This window comes from Streptomyces sp. NPDC090445, assembly GCF_044769385.1.
Lineage (GTDB): Bacteria > Actinomycetota > Actinomycetes > Streptomycetales > Streptomycetaceae > Streptomyces.
Map to the genome: position 1 here is coordinate 1 of NZ_JBIVXV010000010.1, position 15,782 is coordinate 15,782.

A 15,782-nucleotide genomic window follows, 5' to 3' on the forward strand; every position below is an offset into this window, starting at 1 on the left:
GAAACGCCTCATACAAGCCACGACCCATCCCCAGCCGCTGACTCCCCTGCCCCGTGAACACCACCGCACAACGCACCGGACCATCAGCCGTGCCGCGCACCAGTCCAGGAGCGGCAGCGCCCTGTGCGAGGGCGTCCAGGCCGGTCAGCAGGGACTGCCGGTCCTCGCTCAGGACGACGGCCCGGTGTTCCAGGCGGGCTCGTGTGGTCGCCAGCGCGCGGCCGATCGCGCGCACGTCGGACTCGGGGCGTCCAGCGGCGTACGCGTACAGGCTCCGGGCCTGTGCGCGCAGCGCTTCCGCGCTGCGCGCCGACACCACCCACGGCACCGGTCCACCCGCCGGAACCGACTCCGACTCCGACTCCGGCTCCGGCTTCGGCTCCGCGGCCGGGGTCGGGGCCGGGGCCTGCGGGGCCTCCTCCAGGATGACGTGCGCGTTCGTCCCGCTGATCCCGAACGAGGACACACCCGCCCGACGCAGACGCTCCGCCCGCGGCCACGACCGCGCCTCCCGCAGCAGCTCCACCGCACCGGCCGACCAGTCCACCAACGGCGTCGGCTCATCCGCGTGCAACGTCCGCGGCAGCTCGCCGTGCCGCAACGCCATCACCATCTTGATCACACCGGCCACACCGGCCGCGGCCTGGGCATGGCCGAGGTTGGACTTGAGGGAGCCCAGCCACAGCGGGCTCCGGGCGGAACGGTCGCGGCCGTAGGTGGCGAGCAGGGCCTGCGCCTCGATCGGGTCACCCAGCCTCGTCCCCGTCCCGTGCGCCTCGACCGCGTCGACGTCGCCGGCCGCCAGCCCCGCGTCGCCGAGTGCCTGCCGGATGACGTTCTCCTGTGCCGGGCCGCTGGGTGCGGTGAGCCCGTTGCTCGCGCCGTCCTGGTTGACGGCGCTGCCCCGCACCACCGCCCACACCCGGTGCCCGTTGCGGACCGCGTCCGAGAGCCGCTCCAGCACGAGGACGCCGACGCCCTCGGACCAGCCCGTTCCGTCCGCGCCCGCCCCGAACGCCTTGCACCGCCCGTCGACCGAGAGCCCGCCCTGGCGGCTGAACTCCGCGAACATCACGGGGCTGGACATGACCGCCACGCCGCCCGCCAGCGCGAGGGAGCACTCGTCCCTGCGGAGGGCCTGTACGGCCAGGTGCAGGGCGACGAGCGACGAGGAGCACGCCGTGTCCACGGTGATGGCCGGGCCGTTGAAGCCGAAGGTGTACGGCACGCGGCCGGAGACGACGCTGGCGGCCGTGCCCGTGCCGTAGTAGCCCTCGATCTCTGCCGGTACGGCGGGCAGTCCGGCCGCGTAGTCGTGGTACATGACGCCCGCGTACACGCCCGTCCGGCTGCCCTTGAGGGTGGTCATGTCGATGCCGGCGTGCTCGACCGCCTCCCAGGAGGCCTCCAGCAGCAGCCGCTGCTGCGGGTCCATCGCCAGCGCCTCGCGCGGCGAGACGCCGAAGAAGCCGGCGTCGAACTCCGCGGCGTCGTACAGGAAGCCGCCCTTGCGGGTGGCGCTCTTACCGGGCCGCTCGGGGTCCGGGTCGAAGAGGGATTCGGTGTCCCAACCCCGGTCCTGCGGGAAGTCCGAGATGGCGTCCTCGCCCCGGTCCACCAGGGTCCACAGGTCCTCGGGCGAGTTCACGCCGCCCGGGAACCGGCAGGCCATGCCGACGATCGCGATCGGCTCGCGGTGGCGGTCTTCCGCTTCCTGGAGCTGCCGGCGCGTCTGGTGCAGCTCCCGTGCCGCCCACTTCAGCTTGTTCAGAAGGTTCTGGTCGTCGGTCATGAGGGGTCACTCCCGCAAAGGTGCATTGAGGTCTGGCCGGGGCAGGTTCAGGAGTTCCCGAACTCTTTGTCGATCAGGTCGAGGATCTGGTCCGCCGTCGCGGCCTCCAGTTCGTCGACGAAGCCGCCGCCGTCCGCAGGGTCCGGCTGTACGGGGGCTTCGGGGGCGGTTTCCCGCCCGGGGGCCGAGAGGGCGAGCAGTGCGGTGAGGCGGGCGGCGATGCGTTGCCGGGCTTCGTCGCCGAGGTCGGGCCCGGTCAGTGCCTGCTCGATCCGGCCCAGGCCGTCGAGGATCGGCTCCAGCGCCGGGCCTGCTCCGGCGCCGAGTTCCTTCTCCACGTACGCGGCGAGTTCCTGGATCGTGGGGTGGTCGAAGACGAGGGAGGCGGGCAGGCGCAGCCCGGTGAGCCGGTTGAGGTGGTTGCGCAGCTCGACCGCCATCAGCGAATCGAAACCCAGCCCCTTGAACGGCGTGTCCACCGCCACCGGCCGACCCGGCCCGTACCCCAACACCTCCCCCACCTGCCGCTGCACCACGTCCAGCACCACCCGACGACGCTCGACCTCGCCCAGCCCCACCAACCGGCCGGCCAGACCCGCCACCTCCGCCGGACCACGCCCACCAGCCGAACGACGCCCACCCGAACCACGCACCAGCGACCGCAACACCACCGGCACCTCGTCGGCATCACGCCGCCGCAACCCGGCCACGTCCAACGCCGCCGGCACCACCACCGCACGCCCCGACGCCACCGCCGCATCGAAGAGCGCCAGCCCCTCCTCGGCGGACATGGCGGCCAGGCCCAGGGAGGACAGCCGTACCCGGTCGACCTGCGACAGGTCCCCCGTCAGTCCGCCGTCCGAGGCCCACCAGCCCCACGCCAGTGACACCCCGGGCAGGCCCTGTTCACGACGCTGCGCCGCCAGTCCGTCCAGTACGGCGTTGGCCGCCGCGTAGGCCGCCTGGCCCGCGCTGCCCACGACGCCGGCGAAGGAGGAGAACAGCACGAACGCGGTCAGGTCGAGCCCGGCGGTCAGCTCGTGGAGGTGCAGTGCGGCCCGTGCCTTCGCGTGGAAGACGGCCCGGAGTCGGTCCGCGTCCAGGGACTCGATCACCGAGTCGTCGAGGACCGCCGCGGAGTGCACCACCCCGGTGAGCGGCCGGTCCGCGGGGATCGAGTCGAGCAGTACGGCCAGTGCCGTGCGGTCACCGACGTCACAGGCCTCCACCCGCACCCGCGCCCCGGCCTCCGCCAACTCCTCCACCAGGGCGTCCACACCCTCGGCGGCGGCACCACGGCGCGACACCAGCAGCAGGTCCCGCACCCCGTACGCCGACACCAGATGCCGGGCCACCAACGCCCCCAGACCACCCGTGCCACCCGTCACCAGCACCGTCCCCGAAGGACCGAACGAACCCTCCGACCGGCCCACCGGCACCTCACCCACCCGGGCCAGACGCGGCACCACCACCCGGCCGCCGCGCACCGCCACCTGCGACTCGCCCACACCCAGCGCGAGCCCCAGCGCAGCCGCCTCCGCGTCCGCCGACAGCCCCGGCTCCACATCCACCAGCACCAGCCGGCCCGGATGCTCCCGCTGCGCCGAACGCACCAGACCCCACACCGACGCCGCACCGACATCCACCACGGCCTCACCCGTGGCACCCCTCGTCAGCACCACCAACCGCGACCCGACGAACCGCTCCCCGGACACGAACTCCTGCACCACGGGCAGAATCCGTGCCGCCGTCTGCGACACCTCGTCGGCCCGGTCGTCGTCCACGGCCCCGGCCTCCCGGACCACGAACCCCGAGACCTCCGAAGAGCCCCAGGCAGTCCACTCCACCGCCGCGTCGGTCGCCGCCGGTACCGGTTCCCACGTCATGTGGAACAGGGCGTCCTGGACACCGCCGCCCGCGGCGGCCCGCAGCTGCTCCCGCTGCACGGGCCGCGTCACCAGCCGGCCCACCGACAGCACCGGCGCACCCGACTCGTCGGTCGCCCGCACCGCCACCGCGTCATCGCCCGCCGGTACGAGCGCCACGCGCAGTACGGGCCCGGGCCGGCCGGTGAGTTCGATCCCGGACCAGTCGAAGGGCAGGCGCAGCTCCTCTCCGGAGGGGTCGATCGACAGGTGGAACGCCGCGTCCAGCAGCGCCGGGTGGATGCCGTACGCCGGTGCCTCGCCGTTCACCGCGTCGGGCAGGGCGATCTCGGCGAAGAGTTCCTCGCCCCGCCGCCACGCGGCCCGCACACCCTGGAACACCGGCCCGTACTCGTACCCCGCACCGGCCAACCGGTCGTAGAGACCCGCGGTCTCCACGGCCACCGCACCCCGCGGCGGCCACACCTCCAGACCACCGCCCTCCACGAGAGCGGGCGAGCCCGGCAGCAGCGAACCCGCCGCGTGCAGCGTCCACTGCGCGTCGCCGAGGGCGGCCGTGTCGGCTCCGTGTTCGGGGCGGGAGTGGACCGTCACGGCACGGCGGCCGTCGTCGTCGGGGCCCGCCACGGACAGTTGGACGCGCGCCCCGGCGCCGTCGACGACGAGGGGCTGGTGGAGGGTCAGCTCCTCCAGTCGGCCGCAGCCGAGCCGTTCGCCCGCCTGGAGGGCCAGCTCGACCCAGACCGCGCCCGGCAGCACCACCGTGCCGGACACGGCGTGGTCGGCGAGCCAGGGCTGTGCGGCCAGGGACAGGCGGCCGGTCCACAGCACGCCGCGGCCGTCGGGCAGCGGTACCGTCGCGCCCAGCAGCGGATGGTCCGCGGCGGTCAGGCCCAGGCCGGCCGCGTCGCCGCGGCGGGCCGGGACGTCGAGCCAGAACCGCTCCCGCTGGAAGGCGTACGTCGGGAGGTCGACGCGCCGGGCGGCGGTGCCGTGGACCTGGTTCCAGTCGACGGCCAGGCCGCGGACGTGGCCCTCGGTGAGGGAGGTCAGGAACCGCTCGGTGCCGCCCTCGTCGCGGCGCAGGGTGCCGAGCGCGACGGCCGGGGTCGTGGTGTCGTCGAAGGTCTCCTGCAGGCCCACGGTGAGGACGGGGTGGGCGCTGACCTCGACGAAGAAGCCGAAGCCGTCGTGCAGCAGCTGCCGTACGGTGTCGTCGAAGCGCACTTCCTGGCGCAGGTTCGTGTACCAGTACTGCGCGTCCGCGCCGGCGGTGTCGAACGGTCCGCCGGTGACCGTCGAGTAGAACGGGACGTCGCCGGAGCGGGGGCGGACGTCCGCCAGGTCGGCGAGGACGCGGTCGCGCACGGTTTCCACCTGGGCGGAGTGGGAGGCGTAGTCCACGGGGATCCGCTTGGCGCGCACCCCGTCGGCCTCGCATGCGGCGAGGAGTTCCGTCAGGGCCTGCGGCTCGCCGGAGACGACGGTGGAGGACGGGCCGTTGACGGAGGCGACGGAGATCCGCTCGCCCCAGCGGGCCGTGAGCTCGCGGACCCGGGCGGCAGGAAGCGGCACGGACACCATGCCGCCGTGGCCGGACAGGTCGTCGGCGATGGCGCGGGCGCGCAGGGACACGACCTTCGCCGCGTCCTCCAGGGACAGCGCGCCGGCGACCGTGGCGGCGGCGATCTCGCCCTGGCTGTGGCCGATGACGGCGTCGGGCCGGACGCCCACGGCCTGCCAGAGGGCCGCGAGGGAGACCATGACGGCCCACAGGGCGGACTGCACGACCACGACGTCGTCCAGGGACGGGGCGTCGTCGCCGCCGCGGATCACGTCGGTGACGGACCAGCCCACGTGGGGGCGGAGCGCGGCGTCGCATTCGGCGAGTCGGTCGGCGAACACCGGCGAGGAGGCCAGCAGTTCGGCTGCCATGCCCCGCCACTGCGAGCCCTGGCCCGGGAAGACGAACGCGACCCGGCCGGGTGCCTCGGCCGCCGTTGCGGTGACCGTGCCGGCGGCCGGCAGCCCTTGCGCCAGGGCGGTCAGCCCGGCCAGGGCGCTCGCGCGGTCGGCGGCCAGCACCACGGCGCGGTGCTCGAACGCGGTGCGGGTGGTCGCCAGGGCGTGGCCGACGTCGGTCACGTCGAGGTCGGCGCGGGCGTCCACGAAGCCGGCCAGGCGCTCGGCCTGGGCGCGCAGCGCGGACTCGGACCTGCCGGACAGCGGCCAGGGCACCACGGCCGGCCCGGACAGCGCGGCGGCGGTCCCGGTGGGGGCGGCGGGTCGGGCGTCCCCGGCGGGGTCGGGCCGCGTCGCCTCCTCGACGATGACGTGGGCGTTGGTGCCGCTGATGCCGAAGGAGGAGACGCCGGCGCGGCGGGGGCGCCCGTCGGGGTTCCAGGCCAGGGGTTCGGTGAGCAGTTCGACGGCGCCCGCGCTCCAGTCCACGTGCGGGGAGGGCCGGTCCACGTGCAGGGTCTGCGGCAGCAGTCCGTGGTGCATGGCCTGCACCATCTTGATGACGCCGGCGACGCCCGCGGCGGCCTGTGCGTGGCCGATGTTGGACTTGACGGAGCCCAGGCGCAGGGGCTGGTCGGCGGGTCGGTCCTGGCCGTAGGTTGCGAGCAGGGCCTGCGCCTCGATGGGGTCGCCCAGGGTGGTGCCGGTGCCGTGGGCCTCCACGGCGTCGACGTCCGCGGCCGTCAGTCCGGCGTTGGCCAGCGCGGCGCGGATGACCCGCTGCTGCGAGGGGCCGTTGGGCGCGGTGAGGCCGTTGCTGGCGCCGTCCTGGTTGACGGCGCTGCCCCGGACCACGGCGAGCACCGGGTGCCCGTTGCGGCGGGCGTCCGACAGGCGCTCCACCAGCAGCACGCCGGCTCCCTCGGCCCAGCCGGCGCCGTCGGCGGACTCGGCGAACGCCTTGCAGCGGCCGTCGGGGGCCATGCCCCGCTGGCGGCTGAACTCCACGAACACCCAGGGCGTGGCCATCACGGTGACGCCGCCGGCGAGTGCCAGTGAGCATTCGCCGGAGCGCAGGGCCTGCACGGCCAGGTGCAGGGCGACCAGCGACGAGGAGCACGCCGTGTCGACGGTGACGGCGGGTCCTTCCAGGCCGAAGGTGTAGGCGATCCGGCCGGAGGCGACACTGCCCTGGGTGCTGGTGACGCCGTACCCCTCCAGGCCCTGGGGGATCTCGGCGTCGCTGCCGTAGTCGTGGTGCATGACGCCGGCGAACACGCCGGTGGAGCTGCCCCTGAGGGTGCCCGGGTCGATGCCGGCCCGTTCGAACGCCTCCCAGGACGTCTCCAGCAGCAGCCGCTGCTGCGGGTCCATCGCCAGCGCCTCGCGGGGGGAGATGCCGAAGAAGGCGGGGTCGAAGTCGGCGGCGTCGTGGAGGAACCCGCCCTCGCGGGCGTAGCTCTTGCCGGGTGCCTCCGGGTCGGGGTCGTACAGGCCGGCGTCCCAGCCCCGGTCGGTGGGGAGGAACGACACCGCGTCCCGGCCCGTGGCCACCAGCTGCCACAGGTCTTCCGGGGAGGCGACGCCGCCCGGGTAGCGGCAGGCCATGCCGACGATCGCGATCGGTTCGTCGTCCGTGCCCGCCGGTGCCGGGCCGGCCGGCGGGAGGGCGGCGGGTGCGGCGGACCCGCCCAGGAGGTGCTCGCGCAGGTGGTCGGCGAGCCGGCTCGGGGTGGGGTGGTCGAAGACGAGCGTGGCGGGGAGCCGCTGCCCGGTGGCGGCGTTCAGGCGGTTGCGCAGTTCCACCGCGGTGAGCGAGTCGAAGCCGAGCTCCTTGAACGGCCGGGTGGCGGCGATGGTCTCCGGGGTGGCGTGCCCCAGGACGGTGGCGACCTGGGCGCGCACCAGGTCCAGCAGGGCCCGGCCCTGCTCCTGGGGGGCGAGGCCGGACAGCTGCCCGGCCAGGTCGGTGGTCGGTGCGTCGGCGGCGGCCGTCCTGCGGGCGGCGGTGCGGACCAGGCCCCGGAACAGGGGCCGCAGCATGCCGGACTCCGCCTCGCGGCGCAGGGCCGCCGGGTCGAGCCGTACGGGGACCAGGTGGGCGTCGTCCCGGCGGACGGCCGCGTCCAGCAGGGCCAGGCCCTGCGGGGACGGGAGGGCCTGGATGCCGGCCCGCCGCATCCACGCGAGGTCGTCCTGGTCGAGGTGTCCGAGCATCTCCCCGGCGTCGGCCCACAGGCCCCAGGCGAGGGAGTGCGCGGGCAGGCCCCGGGCGCGGCGGTGCTGGGCGAGGGCGTCGAGGAAGGCGTTGGCGGCGGCGTAGTTGCCCTGGCCCGGGTTGCCGAAGGTGCCCGCGACGGAGGAGAACAGCACGAACGCCGACAGGGGCCGGTGGAGGGTCAGTTCGTGCAGGTGGACGGCGGCGTCGACCTTGGGGCGCAGTACGCCGGCCAGCCGCGCCGGCGTCAGGGCGGTGACGAGGCCGTCGTCCAGGACGCCCGCGGCGTGGACGACGCCGGTCAGCGGCCGGTCGGCGGGTACGGCGTCGAGGGTCGCGGCCAGCGCGGCCCGGTCGGCGGCGTCGCACGCGACGATGTCCACGTGGGTGGCGCCTTGCGCGAGCAGGTCGGCCCGCAGCCGGTCGGCACCGGCCGCGTCCGGGCCGCGGCGGCTGGTGAGGAGCAGGTGGCGTACGCCGTGTTCGGTGACGAGGTGGCGGGCGAGGAGGCCGCCGAGGGCGCCGGTGCCGCCGGTGATCAGGACCGTTCCGGTCGTGGTGAACGCGGGCGCGGGCGCGCCGTCGGCGGTTGCCCCGTCCGCGGCGGCGCCGGCCCGGGCCAGCCGTGGGACGAGGGCGGTGCCCGCGCGGACGGCTGCCTGGGGTTCCCCGGCGTCGAGGGCCGCCGTGACGGCGGCGGCGAGGGCGTCTCGGGAGGCGTCCGCGTCATCGACGTCGACGAGCAGGAAGCGGCCGGGGTGCTCCGACTGGGCCGACCGCAGCAGACCCCATGCCGGCGCGTGCGCCAGGTCGGTGACGTCCTCGTCGGGGCGGGCGGCGACCGCGTTGCGGGTGACGACGACGAGCCGGGATTCTGCCGTGCGTTCGTCGGCGAGCCAGGTGTGCAGCAGGGCCAGCACCTCGGCCGTCGCGGTGTGCGCGGCCGCCGCCGGGGCGCCGTCCCCGGCCGCGGCGGAGCGGGCGGCGACCACGACCGGCGGTACGTCGCCGTCGGCGAGGAGGGCCTCGATGCCGGCGGCCTGCCGGACGGCGCCGAGGGGGGCGGTGGCGGTCCGGCCGTCCGGGTCCGGCGTGCCGAGGACGGCCCAGCCGCCGGTGTCCACGGTGTCGGCCACCGGCAGCGCGGTCCACTCGGCGCGGAACAGCGCGTTGCGGGTGGTGTCCGCGGCGGCGCCGATCACGCCGTCCGGCACCGGGCGCAGGGTCAGCGACTCGACGACGGCCACCGGCGCGCCGGTGGGGTCGGTGAGGGTCACGGACACGGTGTCCGGGCCGGCCGGGGCGATGCGGACCCGTACGGAGACGGCGCCCCCGGCGTGCAGGCCGACCCCGCTCCAGGCGAACGGCAGCCGTACCGGGGCGGCGTCCCGCTGCTCCAGCGCGTCGAGCAGGGCGGGGTGGAGGGCCGCGTCCAGGAGGGCGGGGTGGATGCCGAACCGGCCGGCCTCGGCGGCCTGTTCCTCGGCCAGGGCCACCTCGGCGTGGATCTCCTCGCCGGTGCGCCAGGCGGCGCGCAGGCCCTGGAAGGCGGGGCCGTAGCCGTAGCCGCGGTCGGCGATCCGGTCGTAGAAGGAGTCCAGGTCGATGCGTTCGGCGCCGGGCGGCGGCCAGGCCCGGTGCTGCTGCGGTGCGGGGGCCGGTGCCGCGGCGGCGGTCAGCACGCCGGTGGCGTTGCGGGTCCAGGGCTCTTCGGGGTCGTCGGCGTGGCCCGTCTCGGGGCGTGAGTACACCGCGAGGCGCGCCTGCCCGGTCGCGTCGGCCGGTTCCACGGCGACCTGCAACTGGACGCCGCCGCGGGCGGGCAGGACGAGCGGGGCTTCGAGGGTGAGGTCCGCCAGTCGGTCGCAGGCCACCGCCTCGCCCGCGCGCAGGGCGAGTTCGACGAAGGCGGCGCCGGGCAGCAGCACGGTGTCCAGGGCGGTGTGGTCGGCGAGCCAGGGCTGCGCGGTCAGCGAGAGCCGGCCGGTCAGCAGGACGTCACCGCTCGCCGCGGTGGTCAACGCCGCACCGAGCAGGGGGTGGTGGGCGGCGCCCAGGCCGAGTCCGCGGGGGTCGCCGCTGTCGGCGGGCGCGGTGTCCAGCCAGTAGCGCCGGCGCTGGAAGGCGTACGTCGGCAGGTCGGTGGTCCGGGCGTCCGTCCCGGTGAACCAGGCCTTCCAGTCCACGCCGGGCAGGCCGCGGACGTAGCCCTCGGCGAGCGAGGTGAGGAAGCGGTCGGGGCCGCCCTCGGCGCGGCGCAGCGATCCCAGCGCCACGGCCTCGGTACGGGCGTCCTCGGCGGTGGCCTGGAGGCCGGTGGCCAGCACCGGGTGCGCGCTGGACTCGACGAAGAAGCGGAATCCGTCGGCCAGCAGGGTCCGTACGACGCCCTCGAAGTTCACCGGCTGTCGGGCGTTGTCGAACCAGTACTGCGCCGTGAGGGTCTCGGTGTCGTGCTGTCCGCCGGTGACCGTGGAGTAGAACGGCACGTCGCCCCTGCGGGGGGTGATGTCGGCGAAGAGTTCCAGGATCTCCTCGCGCAGGGGGTCCACCTGGGCGCAGTGGGAGGCCACCGTGGCGCCCACGAGCCGGGCGCGCACGTCGTCACCGCGGCAGGAGTCCACGAACTCCTCCAGGGCCGGGACGTCACCCGCGACCGTCACCGCGCGCGGGCCGTTGCGTCCCGCGATGACGAGTCGCCCCTCCCAGCGGGCCAGCCGCTGCTGCACCTCGTCGGCCGCGAGGGCCACCGAGGCGACCGCGCCGTTGCCGACCAGTTCGCGGGCGAAGAGGGCGCTGCGCAGCACGATCAGTTTGGCGGCGTCCTCCAGCGTCAGCGCGCCGGCCACGTGGGCGGCGGCGATCTCGCCCTGGCTGTGGCCGACGACTGCGTCGGGCCGCACGCCGGACGCCTGCCACAGCGCCGCCAGTGCCACGTTCACGGCGAACAGCACCGGCTGGAGGACCTCGATCCGGTCCAGGGACGGGGCCTGCGGGACCTCCCGCAGCACGTCGGTCACCGACCAGTCGACGAAACGACCGAGCACCGCGTCCACCTCGGCCATCCGGGCGGCGAACACCGGGGAGGTGTCCAGCAGCTCGGTCGCCATGCCCGGCCACTGGGAGCCCTGGCCGGGGAACACGAACACCACCCGGCCCCGGACGTCGGCGGTGCCGGACACCGCCCCCACCGTGGGCCGGCCTTCGGCCAGCCCGGCCAGGCGGGCCGCGCCGGCCTCGGCGTCGGGGGCCAGGACCACGGCCCGCTGCTCCAGTTCGGCCCGGGTCGCGGCCAGCGACCAGCCGACGTCGAGCGGTGACGGCGGCTCCTCGCCGGCCCGGGTGAACGCCGCGAGGCGTCCGGCCTGCGCCCGCAGTCCGGCGTCGTCGCCGGCGGTCACGACCCACGGCACGGGCACCGGTGCCCCCGCCGTCGCGGGGCGGGAGGTGGCGCGGCCGGCGGTGGGGCGCGGGCCGGGGACGGCGGTGTGCGTTTCGGCGGGCGGCTCCTCCAGGATGAGGTGCGCGTTGGTTCCGCTGATGCCGAACGAGGACACGCCCGCCCGGCGGGGGCGGCCGTCCGCCGGCCACGGCACCGCCTCGGTCAGCGGTTCCACGGCGCCCGCGGTCCAGTCGACGTGCGGCGACGGCTCGTCGATGTGCAGGGAGCGCGGCAGCAGCCCGTGGCGCATCGCCATCACCATCTTGATGACGCCGGCCGCGCCCGCCGCGGCCTGGGTGTGCCCGATGTTCGACTTCACCGATCCCAGGCGCAGCGGCCGGCCGTCGGTCCGTCCCTGCCCGTAGGTGGCCAGCAGGGCCTGCGCCTCGATGGGGTCGCCGAGCGTCGTGCCGGTGCCGTGCGCCTCGACCGCGTCGACGTCGTCGGGGTTCAGGGCCGCGTCCGCGAGCGCGTCCCGGATGACGCGCCGCTGCGAGGGGCCGTGCGGGGCCGTCAGCCCGTTGCTGGCGCCGTCCTGGTTGACGGCGCTGCCGCGGACGACCGCGAGGACCCGGTGGCCGCGTCGCACGGCGTCCGACAGCCGCTCGACCAGCAGCACACCCACGCCTTCGGCCCAGCCGGTGCCGTCGGCCGCCGCAGAGAAGGGCTTGCAGCGGCCGTCGGGCGACAGCGCGCCCTGTCGGCTGAGTTCGACGAACATGCCCGGCGTCGGCATGACGGTCACACCACCGGCGAGGGCCATCGAGCACTCCCCCGACCGCAGCGAGCGCACCGCCCAGTGCAGGGCCACCAGGGACGAGGAGCAGGCGGTGTCGACGGTCACCGCGGGCCCTTCGAGGCCCAGGGTGTAGGCGACCCGGCCGGAGGCGACGCTGATCGTCCCTCCGGTCAGCCGGTGGCCGTCGACGCCCTCGGCGCCGTCCTTGAGCTGCGGTCCGTACTCCTGGAACATCGTCCCGAAGAACACGCCGGTGCGGCTGCCGCGCAGGCCGTGCGGATCGATGCCGGCGCGTTCCACGACCTCCCAGGACGTCTCCAGCAGCAGCCGCTGCTGCGGGTCCATCGCCAGCGCCTCGCGGGGCGAGATGCCGAAGAACGCCGGGTCGAACCCGTCCGCGTCGTGGAGGAACCCGCCGTGCCGCACGTAACTGGTGCCGGGGCGCTCCAGCTGCGGGTCGTAGAGGTGGTCCAGGTCCCAGCCGCGGTTGACGGGGAAGTCCCCGATGACGTCGCGTTCGGCGAGGACCAGCTCCCACAGTTCCTCGGGGCTCGTCACGCCGCCGGGGAAGCGGCAGGCCATCGCCACGATCGCGATCGGCTCGTCGGCGGAGCCGGGGCGCGGGGCGGCCGTCTCCCCCGCGGGTGCGTCGTCGCCGCCGGAGAGCAGGCCGTACAGGTGGGAGGCGGTCGCGGCGGGCGTCGGGTGGTCGAAGAGGGCGGTCGTGGTGAGGGACGCCCCGGTCGCCGCCCGCAGCCGGTTGCGCAGGTCGACCATGCCCACGGAGTCGAGGCCGAGCGCCTTGAAGGTGCGCTGCACGTCGATGTCGTGGGGGTGCGGGTGGCCCAGGACGACGGCGGTCTCCTGCCGGACGAGATCGGCCGCCCGTTCGGGTGTCATCACGTCGTGGCGCTGCTCCCGGACCGCCTGCGCCGACTGCGCCGACTGCGCCGTCCGGGCGGGGGCCGCGGGCTGCGGTTCGGCGGTCGCCGGGGACGCGGCCGCCGGGGCCGGGGCCGGGGTCAGCCAGTGGCTGCGGCGCTGGAAGGCGTACGTCGGCAGGTCGGCCGCCCGGGGACCGGGGCCGAGGAGGGCCGGCCAGTCCACGTCGACGCCGCCGGTCCAGGCCTCGCCGGCGGACAGCAGGAAGCGGTCCCAGCCGCCCTCGCCGCGGCGCAGCGTGCCGACCGCCAGGGCCCGCGGTCCCGCGTCGGCGGCTTCCAGGGTCTCCTCGACGGCCGCTGCGAGCACGGGATGGGCGCTGATCTCGACGAAGCGGGTGAAGCCGTCCGCCGCCGCGGCGCGCACCGCGTCCTCGAACCGGACGGTCTCGCGCAGGTTGCGGTACCAGTACTCCTCGTCCAGCCGGGGGTCGGCGAGCAGGGCGCCGGTCAGCGCCGAGTAGAACGGCACGGCGGCCTGCTCCGGGACGATCCCGGACAGGGAACTGAGGACCTCGTCGCGGGCGACCTCGACCTCGGCGCAGTGGGAGGCGTAGTCGACCGGGATCCTGCGGGCCCGGACGTCCGCGGCCGTGCACCGGGCCAGCAGGTCGTCCAGGGCTTGCGGGTCGCCGGACACCACCGTCGACGACGGGCCGTTGACGGCCGCGACCGACAGCCGGCCGTCGAAGGGGGCGATCAGCTCGCCGGTCGCCGCGGCGCCCAGCGCGATGGCGACCATGCCGCCCCGCTCGGCCAGGAGCCGGCGGATGGCCCGGCTGCGCAGGGCCACCACCCGGGCTCCGTCCGCGAGGGACAGGGCCCCCGCGACCACGGCGGCGGCGATCTCGCCCTGGGAGTGGCCGAGCACGGCGGCCGGTTCGACGCCCGCCGACCGCCACACCTCGGCCAGGGACACCATCACCGCCCAGAGCGCCGGTTGCACGACGTCGACCCGGTCCAGCCGCTCCGGGTCGGACGGGTCCCGCACCACATCGGTCAGCGACCAGTCGACGTACGGAGCCAGCGCGCTCTCGCAGGCCGCCATGCGCTCGGCGAAGACGGGCGACGACTCCAGCAGTCCGGCGGCCATGCCCGCCCACTGCGCGCCCTGTCCGGGGAAGACGAACACCACGCCGGGGTCCGTGCCGGTGCGGGGGCCGGCCGCGACGCCCCGTACCACCTCGGCCGCGCCGGATCGGCCCGCCAGGGCGCGCAGTCCGGCCCGCAGCGCCGCCTCGTCCGCGCCGACGACGACGGCACGGTGCTCGAACTGCGCCCGCCCGGCGGCGAGCGTGCGGGCGACGGCGCGCGGCCCGGAGCCCGGGTGCCGCCGCAGGTGGTCCTCCAGTCGCTCCGCCTGCGCGGCGAGCGCGCCCTCGTCACGGCCGGACACCGGCCAGGCGAGCGGACCGGCGGCCGCGACCGGTGCCGGGGCGGCGGCACCGGCTGCGCCCCCGGGGGCGGCCGCCCTCGGGGCACGCAGGTCCGCCGGGGCGTCCGTGAGGATGACGTGGCAGTTGGTGCCGCCCAGTCCGAAGGAGGAGACACCGGCGACGATCTGGCCGTTCTCGTCCGGCCACGCCTCGTGCTCGCGCTGCACGGAGAGGTTCAACTCGTCAAGCGGGATGCTCGGGTTGGGGGTCTCGTGGTTGAGCGTGGGGACGATCTCGCGCTCGCTGATGCAGGCGACGACCTTCAGCAGTCCGGCGATGCCCGCCGCCGCCTCGAGGTGGCCGATGTTCGTCTTGACGGAACCGATCCGCAGCGGCGCCTCCTCGGGGCGCGCGGAGCCGAAGGCCCTGCCGACGGCCGAGGCTTCGAGCGGGTCGCCCACCCGGGTACCCGTGCCGTGCAGTTCCACGTACTGAACGTCGGTGGGCGAGACACCGGCGGCGCGGCAGGCGTCGAGCAGGACCGCGTGCTGCGCCGCGGCGTCGGGGACGGTCAGGCCGTCACCGCCGCCGTCGTTGTTGACCGCGGTTCCCCGGATCACGGCGAGGACCCGGTCGCCGTCGGCGACGGCCTGCTGCAGGGGCTTGAGCAGGACGAAGCCGCCGCCCTCGCCGCGGGCGTAGCCGTTGGCGCGCGCGTCGAAGGTGTAGCAGCGGCCGTCGGGTGAGAGCGCCTCGAAGCTCTTGAGGCTGCGGGTGCCGTGGTCGGCCAGGACGAGGTTGACGCCGCCCGCCAGCACGGCGTCGCACTCGCCGCGCAGCAGGCTCTGCACCGCCAGGTGGACGGCGACGAGCGAGGAGGACTGCCCGGAGTCCACCACGGCGCTGGGCCCGCGCAGGCCCAGGTGGTAGGAGATCCGGTTGGCGACGAAGCTGCGCTGGGTGCCGGTGAGGCTGTGCCGGGAGACGGCATCGGGCCCCTGCCTGTGCAGCAGGGCCGCGTAGTCGTCGTTGATGACGCCGACGAACACGCCGACCCGGGCACCCCGCAGCGCGTGCGGGGAGGTCCCGCTGCGCTCGACGGCCTCCCAGCTCAGCTCCAGCGCCAGGCGCTGCTGCGGGTCCATGGCGGCCGCCTCGGCCGGGGAGACCTCGAAGAAATCGGCGTCGAACCCGTCGACCGCGTCCAGGTACCCGCCCGGCAGATCCACGTCCGCCGACGCGTGCGCGCGCCGCTCGGGCGGAAATTCCCTGATCGCCGAGCGCCCCTCCTTGAGGAGGTTCCAGAACTGGTCCGGAGTGTCCGCTCCGGCAACCCGGCAGGCCGTCCCGACGATCGCGATCTGCGCACTGGATTTCTGACCGTCACGCCCGAGCATATCGGCAGCATTCATCGGTGATACCCCTC

General features: G+C 75.6%; 2 protein-coding genes. Both read right to left on the minus strand.

Going from position 1 to position 15,782, the window contains the following annotated elements:
• The coding region (locus ACIQUT_RS20760; RefSeq protein ID WP_403564467.1) for a type I polyketide synthase at positions 1-1,792 on the minus strand (1,792 nt) is incomplete at its 3' end.
• 47 nt (positions 1,793-1,839) lie between these two features.
• A complete protein-coding gene (locus tag ACIQUT_RS20765; RefSeq protein ID WP_403564468.1) occupies positions 1,840-15,768 on the minus strand; it encodes an SDR family NAD(P)-dependent oxidoreductase in 13,929 nt (4,642 codons plus the stop codon).
• Positions 15,769-15,782 lie beyond the last annotated feature (14 nt).